This window comes from Xanthobacter sp. SG618 (genome assembly GCF_012932745.1).
Lineage (GTDB): Bacteria > Pseudomonadota > Alphaproteobacteria > Rhizobiales > Xanthobacteraceae > Xanthobacter > Xanthobacter flavus.
Map to the genome: position 1 here is coordinate 465043 of NZ_JABBHL010000001.1, position 15071 is coordinate 480113.

Here is a 15071-nt window from a genome sequence, read left to right on the forward strand (position 1 = left end):
GCGCAGGGGAGCCTTCCGCGTTCCGCCTGCGAGCGGCCCGCGGCGTGAGAGCCGTCACTTCTTGCGGTTGCGGCGATCGGTGGTGGCGTCGAGCAGGATGCCGCGGGAGACGGCGCCCCGGCCGAACTTGGCGCGCAGGGCGTCCATGGCCGTCTCCGTGGCCTTGAGGCGCTGGCTGGTGGTGTCCACGAGATCGGCCGGGTCGGCATCGGCGATGGGGCCGAGGTCGGAGACGCCGATGCCGATCAGCCGGAAGAGGGTTCCGTCCGTCTCCTTCACCAGCAGCTCATGGGCCGCCGCGTTGATGCGGGCGGCGAGGCAGGTCGGGGCATCCAGCGTACGCGAGCGGGTGCGCAGGCGGAAATCCGCGCTCTTCAGCTTCAGGGTCACGGAGCGCCCGGCGATGCCGGCGCGCTTGAGCCTGTCGCTCACTTCCTCAGACAGCGCATAGAGCGTCTGCTCCAGCGGGCGCAGCGCGCCGATGTCGCGATCGAAGGTGGTCTCAGCGGACACGCTCTTCGCCTCCCGCTCCGGCTCCACCTTGCGCGTGTCGAGGCCGAAGGCGAGGCGCGACAGCCGCAAGCCCTCCGCGCCGTAGCGGCGGGCGAGGTCGGCCGGTTCGGCGCGCTGCAGATCGCCGATGGTGGAGAATCCATCCCGCGCCAGCTTGCCGCCGAAGGCCGCCCCCACCCCCCAGATGAAGGTGACGGGGCGGGGCGCCAGGAATTCCGCCGCTTCGCTCTGGCCGATGACCGAGAAGCCGCGCGGCTTGTCGAGGTCCGAGGCGATCTTGGCGAGGAACTTATTGGCCGCGAGCCCCACCGAGACGGTGATGCCCACCTCCCGCTCCACATCCCGGGCGAAACGCGCGAGCGTCCGCGCGGGGCTGGCCAGATGCAGGGCTTCGGTGCCCGAGAGATCAAGGAAGGCCTCGTCGATGGAGAGCGGCTCCACCAGTGGGGTCAGCGCCTTCATGCGGGCGCGGACCTCCCGGCCGACCTTCACGTATTTCTCCATGTTGGGCTTCAACACCACCGCATCCGGGCACAGGGCCAGCGCCTTGAACATGGGCATGGCCGAGCGCACCCCGTGGATGCGGGCGATGTAGCAGGCGGTGGAAACCACCCCGCGCTTGCCGCCGCCGATGATGAGCGGGACATGCGCGAGGTCCGGATTGTCCCGTTTTTCCACCGCCGCATAGAAGGCGTCGCAATCCACATGGGCGACGCTGAGGCTGTGCAGCTCGCCATGCCGCACCACCCGCGGGCTGCCACACGCAGGGCACCGCGCACCCCGGGGCCCATCCAGCGCGGGAACGTCCGAGAGGCAGTCGCGGCAGAGGCCGGGCGCGGTCATGGCTTCAGGGGGCGGCGCCGCCGGCTACATGGGACGGCGGACGATGGCGTCCGGATCGATGGGCGGCGACAGGATCTCGTGGGCAGCAACCACATGGCGCGGATCGAGCCCCTTTTCGGCGGCGAAGGCAAGAAGAAGAGGCTCGTCGGCGATGACGAAGGCGAGCACGCCGGCACCGAAATCGCGCCGGCTCGCAGCCTCGCGCAGGCTGGCGGGGGTGAGGCCGGTCTCGGCAAGGAATCGCACGAGGCGCTCGCCATCGGCGGCGATGAAGGAGAGGGCGGATACCGCCACCTCCTGCGCCGCGTCACGCTGGGCCTTGAGGCCCCTTGGTTTGTCCTGAATGGGCATTTGCGCTTCCGCAAGGATTGAGGTCTAGCTGTCGGCGGCATTCCAGCACGTTCGCCGCGTGCTGCGAAGGGTGGCAGGATGCGGCGAAGTCGGGCCGGGTTCGGGGGACGCGATGACCAAGACGGTGATGATCGTGGAGGACAACGAGCTCAACATGAAGCTCTTCCACGATCTCCTGGAGGCGCACGGCTATCGCACGGTGGAGACGCGCTCCGGCGTGGAGGCGGTGGAGCTCGCCCGCGCCAACCGGCCGGACCTCATCATCATGGACATCCAGCTGCCGGAGATTTCCGGCCTCGACGTCACCCGCAAGCTGAAGGCCGATCCCGAACTGCGCGCCATCCCGGTGGTGGCCGTCACCGCCTTCGCCATGAAGGGCGATGAGGAGCGCATCCGCGCCGGCGGCTGCGAGGCCTATCTCTCCAAGCCCATTTCGGTGGCGCGATTCCTCGAGACGGTGCGCCAGTATACCGGCGGCTGAGGTGGGGACGGCCGAATCACCGGCTTTTCCTTTCGCCCCGTTGTGCTAGTCTTCGTGGCTTCCAGATGCGAGGCGGAAGGTGCGCGGCCGGCCATGCCGGTCAAGAGGTCCTTTCGCCGCCAGACAACCCTACGGAGTGCTCAGGTCCGCCGCATCTCCTGGGTCCGTGGGGTTTGGCCGGTGGGTGAGCGTCGCGGGAGGCCTCCCCGCCCGTTCCCCGCCGGCCAGCCTATCCTCTCCCGTGCCTCTCCCGGTCATTGCGTCCCCTTGCGTCGCCCGCGCTGCGTCACCACGTTTGCGTGCTGAAGGAGTTGCATTGCCATGAGCTACACCGGCGACACGTCCCGCGAGCCTGCCGACACCGATATCGCGTATCGGCCGCACGCGTTTGATCCGGTGACGCAGCCGGAACTGTTCGAGGGCGTCCTCTCCCGCCGTATCATCGCGTTCCTCGTGGATGCGCTGATGGTCATCGGGCCGGTGGTGCTGTTCGGCGTGTTCGTCTTCGTGTTCGGTATCGTGACCCTGGGCCTTGGCTGGCTGCTGTTCTGGCTGATCGGGCCGGTCTTCATCCTGTGGGCCGTCGCCTATTACGCCTTCACCCTCGGCTCGCCCGCCTCCGCCACCCTCGGGATGCGACTCATGGAGATCGAGCTGCGCACCTGGTACGGCGCGCCCTGCTACGCGCTGCTGGGCGGCGTGCGCGCGGTGTGCTTCTGGGTGTCGGTCTCGGTGCTGACCCCGTTCGTGCTGCTGGTGGGCCTGTTCAACGACCGGCGCCGGCTGCTGCACGATTTTCTCTGCGGCACCGTGGTCATCAACAGCGCCGAGCGGGCCGAGGCGCTGCGCCGCATCCGCTGAAATTTCACCCGCCCGGCGACTGCGCCTTTGACCTGCCTGCACGCAGGCGCGATGATCCTGGTTCAGAGGCCAGATCCCCGTGAGTGAGCACCCCCGCGACACACCACAATTCTATCTGACGGCGCCCTCCCCCTGCCCCTACCTACCGGGCAGGGAGGAGCGGAAGGTGTTTACCCACCTCGTCGGCGACCGCGCGGCCGCGCTCAACGATGTGCTGACGCAAGGTGGCTTCCGGCGCAGCCAGTCCATCGCCTATCGCCCCGCCTGCGAGGGCTGCAAGGCCTGCGTCTCCGTGCGCATCTGCGTGGCGGACTTCGAGGAGAGCCGCAGCTTCCGGCGGGTGAAGGCGCACAACGAAGACATCGTGGGCCAGGTGAAGCCGCCCACGCCCACCTCCGAGCAATACAGCCTGTTCCGCACCTACGTGACCTCCCGCCACGGCACCGGCGGCATGGCGGACATGAGCGTGCTCGACTACGCGATGATGGTGGAGGACACCCACGTCCACACCCGCCTCGTCGAATACCGCAAGCGCGGACCGGACAGCCGCATCCTCGGCTATGGCACCGGAGACCTGATGGCGGTGGCCCTCACCGACATCCTCTCCGACGGCCTCTCCATGGTCTATTCCTTCTACAATCCGCTGGCGCAGGACCGCTCGCTGGGCACCTACCTGATCCTCGACCATGTGACGCGGGCGCGGCAGATGGGCCTGCCCTACGTCTATCTCGGCTATTGGGTGCACGGGTCGCGGAAGATGGACTACAAGCGGCGCTTCCTGCCGCAGGAACGCCTCTCGCCCCACGGCTGGGAGCGCATCGACGAATAGAGCCGGAGCAAGGCACCGCGCAGGGGGAGCCGGATGCATCTGACCAACGCGGTCAACATCTTCATCACCGTCTTCGCGGCGCTCTTCCCTATCGTGAACCCGCTCGGGACGGCGCCCATCTTCCTGACCTTCGTGCGCCGCTGCTCGCCGCAGGTGCGCGAGCGCATCGCCCGCAGCGTCGCGATCTACGGCTTCCTGCTGCTGTTCGGCTCGCTGGCCATCGGCGCGCAGATCCTCCTGTTCTTCGGCATTTCGCTTCCCATTCTGCGGGTCGCGGGCGGACTGGTGGTGGCGGTGGTGGGCTGGAACATCCTGCACGAGGATGAGAACGCCCCCGACAAGGCGCAGGGCGTGGAACTAGACGAGGCGCGCGCGCAGGACGAGGCCTTCTATCCCCTCACCCTCCCCCTGACGGTCGGACCCGGCTCCATCGCCGCGACCGTGGCACTCGCGGCCGGCCATACGCCCACCTGGAAGACGGACCCACTGTTCCAGCTCTCCTCCGTCCTAGGCGCGCTGGCGGGGCTGCTGGCGGTGTCGCTGACGGTCTATTTCTCGTTCCGCGAGGCGCCCACGCTGGAACGGGTGCTGGGCAAGACCGGCACCAATGTGCTGGTGCGCCTGTTTGCCTTCATCCTGTTCGCCATCGGCGTGCAGATCATCTGGCTGGGCGTGGAAGCGCTCATCATCCAGCTGCCGCGCTGAGGGCGGAGGCCCGCGCAATCCTGTCATACCTTCGCAGGCCGTGCAGCCTGACGTATCCGGCTGCTAGAACGGTGCCTCCCTGACTGCCGATCCGGAGCTGGACCATGTCCCACCTGTCGCCCCCCATCCGCCGCGTCGCCGTGATAGGAGCCGGCACCATCGGGGCCAGCTGGGCCGCGCTCTTCCTCTCGCGCGGGCTGGAGGTGGTGGTGAGCGATCCCGCCCCCGGCGCATGCGAGGCGACGCAGGCGCTGATTTCCGGGGCTTGGCCGATACTGACCCAGCTCGGCGGCGAGGGCTGGATCGACCCCACCGCCTGGCGTTTCGAACCGGACCCGGTGGCCGCGGTGGAAGGCGCTGATTTCGTGCAGGAGAATGCGCCCGAGCGCTACGAGGTAAAGCAGAAGCTGTTTCCCGCCCTCGATGCGGTGCTGCCGCCGGAGGTGGTGATTGCCTCGTCCTCCTCCGGCCTTCTGGCGAGCCGCATTTCCGAGGGCTGCCGCCACCGCGAGCGCTGCCTCATCGGCCATCCCTTCAACCCGCCCCACCTGATCCCGCTGGTGGAGGTGGTGGGCGGCGCGCATGCGAGCCGGGACGCGATCGCCCGGGCCATGGCCTTCTATCGCTGGCTTGGCAAGCATCCCATCGAGATCCGCAAGGAGGTGCCCGGCCATGTGGCGAACCGCCTGCAGGCGGCCCTGTGGCGCGAGGCGATCCATCTGGTGGCGGAGGGCGTGGCCTCGGTGGAAGATGTGGACGCCGCGGTGTCCGAGGGGCCGGGCCTGCGCTGGGCCCTCATGGGTCAGCACATGACCTTCCATCTGGGCGGCGGCGCGGGCGGGCTGGGGCACTTCATGCACCACCTGCTGCCGGCGGTGGAGACCTGGTGGGACGACCTCGGCGCCCCCACCATGACGCCGGAGCTTCAGGCGGCGCTGGTGGCGGGCGTGGAGGCCGAGGCCGCCAGCCGCTCCATGACGGATCTGGCGCAGCGGCGCGATGCGCTGCTCACGCAGATCGTCGCCCTCAAGCACGCCGCCGATGTCAGCGACGAGCAGGCCGAGATCAGCGCGCGGCTGGACGAAGCGCTGGAAGAGAGCTTCCCCGACAGCGACCCCATCGCGGTGCGCGGCCCGGACTGAGGGGGCGCGTGTTCCGCCATCGGCATTGAGCGAAAAAGAAAGGCCGCCGCGAGCCCGAGCCCGCGGCGGCCTTTCCTGTTTATGTCATCACACGCCGCGCGCGAGCGCGGCGCAGAGGGATCAGGCCAGCGACTTGATCGCGGCCTTGCCGGCGTAGCGCGCGGAGTCGCCCAGCTCCTGCTCGATGCGCAGCAGCTGATTGTACTTGGCGGTGCGGTCCGAGCGGGCCAGCGAGCCGGTCTTGATCTGCCCGCAGTTGGTGGCCACTGCCAGATCGGCGATGGTGGAATCCTCGGTCTCGCCCGAGCGGTGGGACATCACGGCGCGATAGCCGGCCTTGTGGGCCATTTCCACCGCATCCAGCGTCTCGGTGAGGGAGCCGATCTGGTTCACCTTGACGAGGATGGCGTTGCCCACGCCGTCCTTGATGCCGCGCGACAGGCGCTCGACATTGGTGACGAACAGGTCGTCGCCCACCAGCTGGCACTTGGTGCCGATGGTGTCGGTGAGGAGCTTCCAGCCGGCCCAGTCGTCCTCGGCCATGCCGTCCTCGATGGTGACGATGGGATAGCCGGCGACGAGCTGGGCCAGGTACTTCACCTGGGCCTCGATGTCGCGCACCTTGCCCTCGCCCTCATAGTGGTAGGCGCCGTCCTTGAAGAACTCGGTGGAGGCGCAGTCGAGGCCGATGAACACGTCCTCGCCCGGCTTGAAACCGGCCTTGTCGATGGCGCCCATCACGAAGTCCAGCGCCGCCTCGGCGGAAGCGAGGTTGGGGGCGAAGCCGCCCTCGTCGCCCACATTGGTGTTGTGGCCGGCGCTCTTCAGGCCGCTCTTCAGCGTGTGGAAGATCTCCGCACCCCAGCGCAGGCCCTCGGCGAAGGAGGAGGCGCCGGCGGGCAGGATCATGAATTCCTGGAAGTCGATGGGGTTGTCCGCATGGGCGCCGCCATTGACGATGTTCATCATCGGCACCGGCAGCACGCGGGCGTTCACGCCGCCCACATAGCGGTAGAGCGACAGGCCGCTCGCCTGCGCCGCGGCCTTGGCCACCGCCAGCGACACGCCGAGGATGGCGTTGGCGCCGAGGCGGGCCTTGTTGGGGGTGCCGTCCAGACCGAGCAGCACCGCGTCGATATGGGCCTGGTCCTCGGCCTCGTAGCCGCCGACGGCGTCGAAGATCTCGCCATTCACAGCGTCCACGGCCTTGGAAACGCCCTTGCCGAGATAGCGGCTCTTGTCGCCGTCGCGCAGCTCCACCGCCTCGTGGGCGCCGGTGGAGGCACCCGAGGGAACCGCGGCGCGGCCGAGGGAGCCGTCTTCCAGCACCACGTCCACCTCGACGGTGGGATTGCCGCGGCTGTCGAGAATCTCGCGGCCGATGATATCCACGATGGCGGTCATGAAGGTCCCTTCCTTGGTGTCCCGCGTGGGGGCGCCCGTGGCGGCGAGCGGCGGCGGCCTGATGGCTGCCCGCGGGGCCGTGACGGACCCCCTCACCCTTCAACCTCGCCCGCCCCCGGGAGTGGAAGGCGAGGCGCCCTCCAAGCGCCGTGCTTCTAGCGCGAACCTTCGCGGATGCGAAGGGGCTTGATCGCAAAGAGGTGATCGGTCGCAAAACCGCCCGACGACGGTTGAACATTGCCGGCCCGAAAGCTATGCCGCCGATCCATTCCCAAGGAAGCGTGATGACCGACCGCCCGTTGCAGCTCGGCGCCCAGAGCGCCCTGCCCCCGTCCCCCGAGGAGGCGGTGCTCGACCGCGTGCCCAATCCCCACCCCGATGCCGACTATGTGGCGCGCTTCACCTGCCCCGAATTCACATCGCTTTGCCCGGTCACGGGCCAGCCGGATTTCGCGCACCTCGTCATCGACTACGTGCCCGATTTACACCTCGTGGAATCCAAGTCGCTCAAGCTCTATCTGGGCAGTTTCCGCAACCACGGCGCGTTCCATGAGGATTGCACCGTCGCTGTCGGCAAGCGGCTGGTGAGCCTGCTGGAGCCGCGCTTCCTGCGCATTGCCGGCTATTGGTATCCGCGCGGCGGCATTCCCATCGACGTGTTCTGGCAAACGGGTAAGCTGCCCGAGGGCGTCTGGCTGCCCGACACGGGGGTTGCGCCCTATCGCGGTCGCGGGTGAAGCTGGGGCCGACAGCCGCATGAGACGGCCGACGGGGGGATGAATGACGCCGCCACGCGCTGGGGAAGCCGCGCTGCGCGGGCCAACCCGAGGGCATCAGGATGCCGAAGCTCATCGTGACCAACGGCGACAGCGCGGCCGAGCGGCTGCGCGAGGCGGGGATTAAGGGCCACATCATCCCGTGGCGGGACATGCTGCATGACGGCCCGGTGCCCGCCGCCACCCTGCTCGACGACGTCTCCGACGTGCGCGCCGATTTCCTCTCCTCCGCGCTGGGCCTCCCGTTCGACGAGGTGAGGGCCGATTTCGCCCATCGCGACGCGCAGATGGAGGTGCATTCGGCCTATGGTGAGGTGGAGCTGTGGTTCGAGCACGACCTCTATGACCAGCTCCAGCTGATCCAGATCCTCGACTACCTCGCCCATGAGCCCGAGCGCATGGGGGTGAGCCTGGTGCAGGCCTCCCATTATCTCGCCGTGATGGAGCTTGAGGACCTGCGCGCCCTCGAAGCACACCGCGCCCCCGTCACCCATGTTCAGATGGAGACGGCGCGCGAGGCGTGGGAGGCGTTCACCGCGCCGACACCGCGTCTGCTCTCCAGCTTTCTCGAACGACCGCACGAGGCGCTGCCTTACCTGTCGCCCGCGCTCTCCCGCCTCGTCTGCGAGCTGCCGGCGCCGGACAGCGGCCTGTCGCTCACCGAGGAGCGCATCCTGCGGCATCTGGCCGGCGGGCCAATGAAGGTGGCCCACCTCTTTGCCGCGGTCCATTCCATGGATCAGGCGCAGTTCCTGGCCGACCTGCCCTTCTTCCTGCGGCTCGACGGGCTCGCCTTCGCCCATGAGCCGCTCGTCACCGGCCTGCCCTTCCGCTCCAGCGAGGCACCGAGCCTCAGCTTCACGCCCGGCGAGGACGGGGCGGCGGAGCGCAGCTATCGGGCCTATGCCGCGGCCGAGGTGTCCCTCACCCCCGCCGGCGCCGCGGCGCTGAAGGGGGCCTTTGACCATGCCGCGAACAACGGGGTGGAGCGCCACCTCGGCGGCACGCGCATCTGCGCCGGCGCCATGTGGCGCTATGATCGGGCGGCGGGGCGGCTGGTTCTGCCGAACTGATCGAGATGGGCACACGGCCTCAGGCCGCGGCGTCTTCCTCGGCCACCTGCTCGCTGTGCGCCTTGAAGGCGGCGAAGGCGACCACGGTCAGCGGCGTGGCCAGCACCACGCCCAGCGCACCGAAGATGCTGCCGAACGCCACCACCGCGAACAGCGTCACCGCCGGCGGCAGCGACACCATGCGCTGCTGCAGCAGGGGCGTGATGATGTTGCTCTCCGCCTGCTGGACACCGACGAAGACGAGAAGCGTCCACAGCCCGGTGTCCGCGCCCATGGTCAGCGCGATCAGCACCGCCGGGGCGGCCGCCATCACCGGCCCGATCATCGGCACGAATTCCGCGAGGCCGGCGAAGAGGGCCAAGGCTAGCGAGGAGGGCACGCCCACCACCGTGAGGCCGATGAAGGTGAGCACACCCACCACCACCATGGCGATCAGCTGCGCCTTGAGGAAGTGCCTGAGATCCTCCGACACCATGGCGAGCCGCCGCGCCGCCGCCGGCCGCTCCGAAGGGCGCCACAGGGACAGGAACATGCGGCGGTAGAGTTCCGGCGAGACCGCGAAATAGATGCCGCCAACCACCACGAGGAAGGTGCCCAGCACCACCTGGAACAGGTTGGATGTGAAGCCCTGCACGAAGGAGAGGACGGTTTCACCCGAGGGCGCGGCCGCTTCCGCCCGCTTCAGCAGGTCATCGCTCATCCCCTCCAGATGAAAGCGCTGCTCGAAGGCCGACCAGGCGGTGGGCAGCTCGTTCACCAGCTGAGTCACCTGGGTCTGAATGGTCGAACCGAACAGATAGAGCGCGAGCCCGAGCCCGCCGAAGACGAGGATCCCCACCGGGATCACCGCATAGCGCTCCGGGAAGCGCGTCCACTTGGCGAAGGGCTCGGCGAGCGCATGAAGCGCGAGCGAGACGAGGCACGCGGCGAACACCTGGAGGATGACGTCGTAGATCTTCCACGAGAGCCAGCCGAGCGCGATGACGATGCACGCGATGGCGACACGCCGTGCCACATCCCGGTCCGAAACCATGGTTCCCCCAGACGCTCGCGGTGATCGCAGGTGTTCCAAGCAACAGCGGCTTCATAGCGCGAAACCGCCGGGCCCGCGCGCGTGAAAGTCAAAGGGGCCGAAACACCGCACGGATCAGATCCAGTCTGCGGCAGGCGGCGCGATCCTGTGGATCGACCATCAGGCGCTGCATGGCATCGTAGGTCTGGGCGGCCAGAAGGCCCCGCCAGCTGGTGCGGGACGGCGGCGGCAGCGCATGGTGGCGCAAGTTCGGCTTCAGCGTACCGTCGATCTCCGCGAGGCTTTCCGGCGGAAGCTGCGGCCACGGCTCGCCCAGCTGGCGCGCGGCCCGCTCCATGGTGCTGCGCCAGTCGCCCATCAGGCCGTCGAAGGAGATGACGGTGCGCGGCATCCCGCGGGTCGCGATCTCCGAATCGAGCGTGTAGCGCAGCCAGATGCCGAGCCCCTTGCCCAAATCGAAGCCGTCGCGCTTGGTGAGGGAGGCGGCGACCTCCACGGGATTGCGCAGGGCCAGCAACGGCAGGATGCGGTAGCCGGCCTCCTTCAGCACCGGCCCATAGATGGCCATGAGCCGGGAGATCCGCGGGTCCTTGAGGACGATGTCCGGCGCGTCGCCATATTCGTTGGCGAGTGCCCGGCGCACCTCTTCGAGCAGACCGGTGCGGCGGGCCACCGCCATGGCGTCCTCCTGAAGCCGCTTGCGCGAGGACCATTTGTGGCCGCACGCTTTCAGGATCCGCTCGTCGAGGTCCATGAAGACCTCGCTCTCCCAAAAACCCGCCTCGTTGGCCTCGGTGGCGGCCATGAGGGTCTTCGGGGCGGAGAAGCACATCAGGTTGATGATGCGGGTGAGCGCCGATGTGCCGCTTCGGTGCATGCCCAGCACCAGGACGGCGCGCTTGTCTGTCGTCACGGGTGGTTCCTCGAATGACGGGGCCGCCCGCACCCGCCGCTTACCGAAGGTCTGATAGACGCACCGTCACGCCGCTTCAACCGCCACGACACCGGGAATGGCCTTGATCGCCCCGGCAATCTGAGGCGACACGGAATATTTGCCGGGCAAGCTTACCTCCACCTCGGCATGGGCGTCGTCGACCAGCAGGATCAGGCTCACCTCGCCCGCGCCCTTCTCTCCCGACTTGCCGTCCGACAGGCGCCGCGCGATGCCCTCGATGGGCTCCGGCGAGCGCAGGAAAATGCGCAGGCCCTTCTGGTGCTTGGCGGTCACGGGATCGAGCTTCTCACAGGAATTGATGCGCACCCGCACATCCTCGCCGTTCATCTCGGCCGCGACCATCATGAGCAGCGGGGTGCCGGGCTCCAGCAGGTCGCGGTAATGCGCGAGGCCTTCGGAGAAAATCACCGCCTCGTAATGGCCGGAGGGGTCCGAGAGGCCGACAATGCCCATGCGGGTGCCGGACTTGGTGCGCCGCTCCTGCTTGGAGACCACCGTCGCCGCCAGCCGTCCCGCCGCAGCGCCCGAGCGCACCGCGCGGGAGAAGTCGGCGAAGGACTGCACCCGCATCTTCTTCAGAGCCTCGGCGTAGTCGTCGAGCGGATGGCCGGTGAGGAAGAAGCCGATGGAATCATATTCCTTCTGCAGCCGCTCGGAGGGCAGCCAGGGCGACGCCTCTGGAATGGGGAGGGACGCCGCCGCTGCCGGGCCAGAGCCGAACATGTCGTTCTGGCCGGACTGGGCATTGGCCTCCACCCGCTGCGCCTCGGCCACGATAGGCTCGATGGCGGCGAAAGCCCGGGCGCGGTTCTTCTCCAGTACGTCGAAGCAGCCGGCAGCCATGAGGCTTTCCAGCGTGCGCTTGTTCACGAGCTTCACCGGCAGGCGCGTCGCGAAGTCGGCGAAGGAGCGGAACGGCCGGTCGCCCCGCGCTGCCACCAGTGCTTCCACCGCCGCCTCACCCACGCCCTTGATGGCGGCCATGGCGTAGATGATCTTGCCGTCCTTCACGCCGAACTCGCGGGCGGACAGGTTGATGTTTGGCGGCACCACCTCGATGCCGAGGCGCTGCGCCTCCTGCCGGAATTCCGCGAGCTTGTCGGTGTTGCCCTTATCCAGCGTCATGGAGGCGGCGAGGAACTCGGTCGGGTAGTTCGCCTTCAGCCATGCCGTCTGGTAGGCCACCAGCGCGTAGGCGGCGGCGTGGGACTTGTTGAAGCCGTAGTCGGCGAACTTCGCCAAGAGGTCGAAGATGGTGTCCGCCTGCGCCTTCTCGATGCCCCGCCCGGCGGCGCCGGAGACGAAGCGCTCGCGCTGCTTCTCCATCTCGGCGCGGATCTTCTTGCCCATGGCGCGGCGCAGCAGGTCGGCTTCGCCGAGCGAGTAGCCCGCCATGGCCTGGGCGATCTGCATCACCTGTTCCTGATAGATGATGACGCCGAACGTCTCCTTCAGGTACGGCTCCAGCATGGGGTGGAGATAATCCGGCGTCGCCCGCCCGTGTTTGCAGTCGCAATAAACCGGGATGTTGGCCATGGGGCCCGGCCGGTAAAGCGCGACGAGGGCGACGATGTCCTCGATGCGGTCGGCCTTCATGTCCACGAGCGCGCGGCGCATGCCCGCGCTTTCCACCTGGAACACGCCCACCGTCTCGCCCTTGCCGAGCATGTGGTAGGTCTTGGCATCATCCAGCGGGATCTTCGAGATATCGAGCTCGATGCCCCTCTGGTGAACCAGCTTCACCGCCTTCTCAATGGTGGTGAGCGTCTTGAGACCGAGGAAGTCGAACTTCACCAGGCCGGCCTGCTCCACCCACTTCATATTGTACTGGGTGACCGGCATGTCGGACTTGGGATCGCGATAGAGCGGCACCAGCTCGTGCAGCTGGCGGTCGCCGATCACGATGCCTGCGGCGTGGGTGGAGGCGTGGCGGTTCAGCCCCTCCAGCTTCACCGCAATGTCGAAGGCGCGCTTGACCACCTCTTCCTGATCGCGCGCCGCCTGAAGGCGCGGCTCGTCCTCGATGGCCTGCTTGAGGGTGACGGGATTGGCCGGGTTCTGCGGCACGAGCTTGCAGAGCTTGTCCACCTGCCCATAGGGCATCTCCAGCACGCGCCCCACGTCGCGCAGCACGCCGCGCGCCTGGAGGGTACCGAAGGTGATGATCTGCGCCACCTGCGCGCGGCCGTAGCGCTCCTGCACGTAGCGGATTACCTCGTCGCGGCGCTCCTGGCAGAAGTCCACGTCGAAGTCGGGCATGGACACGCGGTCCGGGTTCAGGAAGCGCTCGAACAGGAGGCCGAACCGCAGCGGATCAAGGTCCGTGATCTGGAGAGAATAGGCGACCAGCGAGCCGGCGCCCGATCCACGGCCCGGCCCCACCGGGATGTCGTGCGCCTTGGCCCACTTGATGAAGTCCGACACGATGAGGAAGTAGCCGGGGAACTTCATCTTGGTGATGACCGAGACCTCGTAGGCGAGGCGGTCGTGATAGGCGGCTTCGTCCAGCCCCGGCGCCGGCCCGTGCTTGGCGAGGCGGGCCGCGAGCCCCTCCTCCGCCTGCCGCTTCAGCTCGGCGGCCTCCGCCTCCAGCGGATCTGAGCCCTCGGCCTTCTCGTCCGCCGTGGTGAAGCGCGGCAGGATGGGCTTCACCGTGCGCACGCGGTAGGCGCAGCGCTTGGCGATCTCCACCGTGTTGGCGGTTGCCTCGGGCAGGTCCGCGAACAAGTCCAGCATCTCGGCGCGGGTCTTGAAGCGGTGCTCCGCCGTCAGCCGCCGCCGGTCGCCTTCCGAGAGCAGACGCCCCTCGGCAATGGCGAGGAGGCCGTCATGGGCCTCATAGTCGGATTTCGCCGCGAAGAAGGGCTCATTGGCCGCAACCAGCGGAACGCCCTTGGCATAAGCGAGATCGAGCAGCGCCGGCTCGGCCAGACGCTCGGGATCGGCGCCGTGGCGCTGCACCTCCACATAGAGGCGGTCGCCGAACAGGGAGGTGAGCAGATCCAGCCGGTCCGCCGCCATCTCCGGATGCCCGCCGACGATGGCGCGGTCCAGCGGGCCGGAAGGGCCGCCGGTGAGGCAGATGAGGCCGTCATTCGCCTCGGCCAACCATTCGGGCAGGATGCGCGGCTCGTCCTCGCTCGCGGTTTCGAGGAAGGAGCGGGAGACGAGGCGCATCAGGCTGCGCCAGCCCGCATCATCCTTGGCCAGCAGCACCACACGCGGCTTCCGCGGGCGCAAGCCGCCACGCGGCCCGGCGGGCTCAGGCAGATCGAGCGCCAGCGACACGCCGGGAATGGGCTGGATGCCCGAGCCCGACATCTTCTCGGAAAACTCCAGCGCGCCGAAGAGATTGCCGGTGTCGGTGAGGGCGATGGCCGGCTGATAGTCCGCCTTCGCCAGGTCCGCCAGCTTGCCGACGGAGAGCGCGCCCTCCAGCAGCGAATAGGAGGAATGGACGTGCAGGTGGATGAAGCCGGGATCCGTGGACATGAAGCTCGGGGCACCGTTCGCAGAGCGGGGATTCGTTCTCCCTTAAGGTAGCCCCGATTGCCGCGCAGAGAAGAGCGGCTCGTTATCCAAACACCGGTCACCGCGACCATGCCCCCGCTATCCTCTGCCGGGCGGACCCGTATGCTGCCGGGAGCAACAGGATGGAGCCGGCATGACGCGGTCGCTTCTCGCCAACTGGGTGTTCTGGGCCGTTCTCTCGGCCGCATTCGCCGCGCTCACGGCCATCTTCGCCAAGGTCGGCGTGGCGGGTGTTGATTCCGACTTCGCGACGCTGATCCGCACCGTCGTCATCCTCGCGCTGGTGGCAGTCATCGCCTTCGCGCACGGCGCGTGGCAGCCAATCGCCAGCGTGTCGGGGCGCACGTGGCTATTCCTGCTGCTCTCGGGCCTCGCCACCGGCGCCTCGTGGCTGTGCTACTTCCGCGCCCTGAAGATGGGCGATGCCGCCCGCGTGGCGCCCGTGGACAAACTCAGTGTCGTGCTGGTGGCGGTGTTCGGCGTGATCTTCCTGGGGGAGAAGCTGTCGGCGGTCGCCGCCCTCGGCGTCGCGCTCATCGCGGCGGGGGCGGTGCTGGTGGCGCTCGGCTGAGCG

The 15071-nt window shown here is 68.2% G+C and carries 14 protein-coding genes; 8 read left to right on the forward strand and 6 right to left on the reverse strand.

Annotated features, from left to right (window positions below; genetic code table 11):
- Positions 1 to 54 precede the first annotated feature (54 nt).
- Both FHT36_RS02255 and FHT36_RS02260 read right to left on the reverse strand, forming a co-directional pair.
- Positions 55 to 1356 carry a DNA polymerase IV gene (locus tag FHT36_RS02255; protein WP_169120753.1) on the reverse strand — a complete coding sequence of 434 codons (1302 nt, stop codon included), beginning with the start codon at positions 1354 to 1356 and terminating at the stop codon, positions 55 to 57.
- A gap of 24 nt (positions 1357 to 1380) precedes the next feature.
- Positions 1381 to 1707, reverse strand: a complete 327-nt coding sequence (locus FHT36_RS02260) for a DUF3572 domain-containing protein (protein ID WP_169120755.1) — start codon at positions 1705 to 1707, stop codon at positions 1381 to 1383.
- 112 nt (positions 1708 to 1819) lie between these two features.
- Between FHT36_RS02260 and FHT36_RS02265 the strand changes: the two genes are divergently transcribed.
- From FHT36_RS02265 to FHT36_RS02285, 5 genes are all read left to right on the forward strand, one after another.
- A complete protein-coding gene (locus FHT36_RS02265) occupies positions 1820 to 2188 on the forward strand; it encodes a response regulator (protein WP_024279231.1) in 369 nt (122 codons plus the stop codon).
- A 321-nt stretch (positions 2189 to 2509) separates the two neighbouring features.
- On the forward strand, positions 2510 to 3049 hold the full coding sequence (locus tag FHT36_RS02270) for an RDD family protein (RefSeq protein WP_169120757.1): 540 nt from the start codon (positions 2510 to 2512) through the stop codon (positions 3047 to 3049).
- Positions 3050 to 3128: 79 nt separating this feature from the next.
- Positions 3129 to 3878 carry an arginyltransferase gene (locus FHT36_RS02275; RefSeq protein WP_169120759.1) on the forward strand — a complete coding sequence of 250 codons (750 nt, stop codon included), beginning with the start codon at positions 3129 to 3131 and terminating at the stop codon, positions 3876 to 3878.
- 33 nt (positions 3879 to 3911) lie between these two features.
- On the forward strand, positions 3912 to 4583 hold the full coding sequence (locus tag FHT36_RS02280; RefSeq protein WP_169120761.1) for a MarC family protein: 672 nt from the start codon (positions 3912 to 3914) through the stop codon (positions 4581 to 4583).
- Positions 4584 to 4687: 104 nt separating this feature from the next.
- Positions 4688 to 5725, forward strand: a complete 1038-nt coding sequence (locus tag FHT36_RS02285; protein WP_169120763.1) for a 3-hydroxyacyl-CoA dehydrogenase NAD-binding domain-containing protein — start codon at positions 4688 to 4690, stop codon at positions 5723 to 5725.
- Positions 5726 to 5845: 120 nt separating this feature from the next.
- On the opposite strand, the gene eno is transcribed toward FHT36_RS02285, so the two are convergent.
- A complete protein-coding gene (gene eno, locus FHT36_RS02290; RefSeq protein WP_169120765.1) occupies positions 5846 to 7129 on the reverse strand; it encodes a phosphopyruvate hydratase in 1284 nt (427 codons plus the stop codon).
- Between the two features lie 284 nt (positions 7130 to 7413).
- Between eno and queF the strand changes: the two genes are divergently transcribed.
- Positions 7414 to 7866 (forward strand): preQ(1) synthase, encoded by a 453-nt coding sequence (queF, locus tag FHT36_RS02295; protein ID WP_169120767.1) that lies wholly within the window; start codon positions 7414 to 7416, stop codon positions 7864 to 7866.
- Positions 7867 to 7967: 101 nt separating this feature from the next.
- Positions 7968 to 8978: a DUF1835 domain-containing protein gene (locus FHT36_RS02300; RefSeq protein WP_169120769.1), complete on the forward strand. Its 1011-nt coding sequence runs from the start codon at positions 7968 to 7970 to the stop codon at positions 8976 to 8978.
- A gap of 19 nt (positions 8979 to 8997) precedes the next feature.
- On the opposite strand, the gene FHT36_RS02305 is transcribed toward FHT36_RS02300, so the two are convergent.
- The 3 genes from FHT36_RS02305 to dnaE form a co-directional block, all read right to left on the reverse strand.
- Positions 8998 to 10011, reverse strand: a complete 1014-nt coding sequence (locus FHT36_RS02305; RefSeq protein WP_169120771.1) for an AI-2E family transporter — start codon at positions 10009 to 10011, stop codon at positions 8998 to 9000.
- Positions 10012 to 10099: 88 nt separating this feature from the next.
- Positions 10100 to 10924, reverse strand: coding sequence for a sulfotransferase family protein (locus FHT36_RS02310; RefSeq protein ID WP_169120773.1), 825 nt, complete (start codon positions 10922 to 10924; stop codon positions 10100 to 10102).
- Positions 10925 to 10990: 66 nt separating this feature from the next.
- Positions 10991 to 14458: a DNA polymerase III subunit alpha gene (dnaE, locus tag FHT36_RS02315; RefSeq protein WP_169120775.1), complete on the reverse strand. Its 3468-nt coding sequence runs from the start codon at positions 14456 to 14458 to the stop codon at positions 10991 to 10993.
- Positions 14459 to 14630: 172 nt separating this feature from the next.
- On the opposite strand from dnaE, the gene FHT36_RS02320 reads away from it, so the two are divergent.
- The gene (locus tag FHT36_RS02320; protein WP_169120777.1) at positions 14631 to 15068 is read left to right on the forward strand and encodes an EamA family transporter; all 438 of its coding nucleotides are present in this window, start codon (positions 14631 to 14633) and stop codon (positions 15066 to 15068) included.
- Positions 15069 to 15071: the final 3 nt, after the last annotated feature.